The following is a 1203-nucleotide window of genomic DNA, read 5'->3' as shown; positions in this document are numbered from 1 at the left end:
CATGGCTGAGGACAGCTTCCGGTCGTGGTCGAGGATGGCGGCGCTGATTCTCTTCTCGCTTTCGCTCAGTTCCGCTCTGACAGACTTCTCGTGCTCGCTGAATGCGGCTTTCAGCATCTCGCCGGTACTCTGCTGCTGCACTTTCGATTTCTGCTCTAAGTCCTTCGCCAGCGTTAAAAGACTGTTCATAGATGGCTCCCTTGAGTCGGATGTTTCGCCCCCCGTCCGGGCCGGCAATGCTGATGCTGCTTTTTGTGGTGCGCACCACCTCAAAACCTGCGCTTTCCAGCGCCTCAGTGACGTCCTGCCGGGTTTTCAGCTCCCCGGACGAGCTAAGGCCAGTAAACCCCGCGTAATCGCTTGGGCTGCTTCCTGCTTCGTTTCCGGCAGCGCGGACGGCGTGACCAGCGCCCGCCGGTTTTCCGGCGCGTTCGGATCGTGCAGCCCCAGCCTGCCGTTCACAATGGTCTGCCAGGCATCGATGCGCGGTCGGTCGGCGCGGTCGTAATACGGCTGGAGACGCCTGCCGGTCAGCAGCTCCGTGTTCGGGATCAGGAAGTTCAGCTCCAGCCGCCCTTTATCCCGGTGCTCAACCCACAGCACGCTGTACTGGTCTTTATCGAGTCCGGGCATCAGAACCCGCTCGAAGCTCGCCATCAGCTTTTCACGCTGGCCGGGCGGTAAGTCCTGTTCGGCAAAGGACAGGACGCCGGATGTGTATTTTTTGGCGTAGGGCGAGGCGTCGATAAGCTCCCGGACTTCCTCCGGCTTCCCCTGCAGAACGCTGGCACCTTCGCGCTGGAGGTCTTTGCCCAGCAGGTAGTCCACAGGCCCGGCGCCACCGCCGCGCCCCCGGGGGTGAAACTTAACGATCATCGTCTGCCCCCTTTTCCAGCACGGCGTGCCGCAGCCGCTCGAGCCCGGCATCGATGGCCATCAGCGCGGCGACAACCTGCACGCGGTCGTGCCCGCTGCCGCCACCGCTGTTAACCTGCCGGGCAATCTGGTTAAGGTTGTTCCCCATGCCGGCAAGCTGACGAAGCAGCGCCGGCGAGAGCGAGGGAAGTTTGCCGGCTCGGGCGGGCTTCTCGTCCAGGCACGTCTGCCGCATCCAGGCCGCGAGCTGTTTACCATCGCAGCGTTCCAGCAGACGCCGGTGCTCATCTTCGGTCACCCACATGGTGAGCATTTTGCTGCGTTTGT

3 protein-coding genes are annotated in these 1203 nt (G+C 62.8%); all 3 read right to left on the bottom strand.

Translation table 11 applies throughout. From position 1 onward, the window contains the following. On the bottom strand, window positions 1–189 hold a 189-nt coding region (locus tag F7Q90_RS27520; RefSeq protein ID WP_249042847.1), incomplete at its 3' end, for an MbeB family mobilization protein. Between the two features lie 126 nt (window positions 190–315). Beyond that, window positions 316–876 (bottom strand): relaxase/mobilization nuclease domain-containing protein, encoded by a 561-nt coding sequence (locus F7Q90_RS27515; protein ID WP_167387068.1) that lies wholly within the window; start codon window positions 874–876, stop codon window positions 316–318. After that, window positions 866–1189 carry a MobC family plasmid mobilization relaxosome protein gene (locus F7Q90_RS25655; protein ID WP_151161160.1) on the bottom strand — a complete coding sequence of 108 codons (324 nt, stop codon included), beginning with the start codon at window positions 1187–1189 and terminating at the stop codon, window positions 866–868. Before F7Q90_RS25655 ends, F7Q90_RS27515 begins: the two co-directional genes overlap by 11 nt. Window positions 1190–1203: the final 14 nt, after the last annotated feature.

This window comes from Pantoea stewartii subsp. stewartii, assembly GCF_008801695.1.
Classification (GTDB): domain Bacteria; phylum Pseudomonadota; class Gammaproteobacteria; order Enterobacterales; family Enterobacteriaceae; genus Pantoea; species Pantoea stewartii.
This window is presented reverse-complemented; position numbering and strand designations above follow the sequence as displayed.

Excerpts from the sequence above, each read along its gene's own strand:
- F7Q90_RS27515 (WP_167387068.1), bottom strand. The coding sequence starts at position 876 with ATGATCGTTAAGTTTCACCCCCGGGGGCGCGGCGGTGGCGCCGGGCCT.
- F7Q90_RS25655 (WP_151161160.1), bottom strand. The coding sequence starts at position 1,189 with ATGCTCACCATGTGGGTGACCGAAGATGAGCACCGGCGTCTGCTGGAA.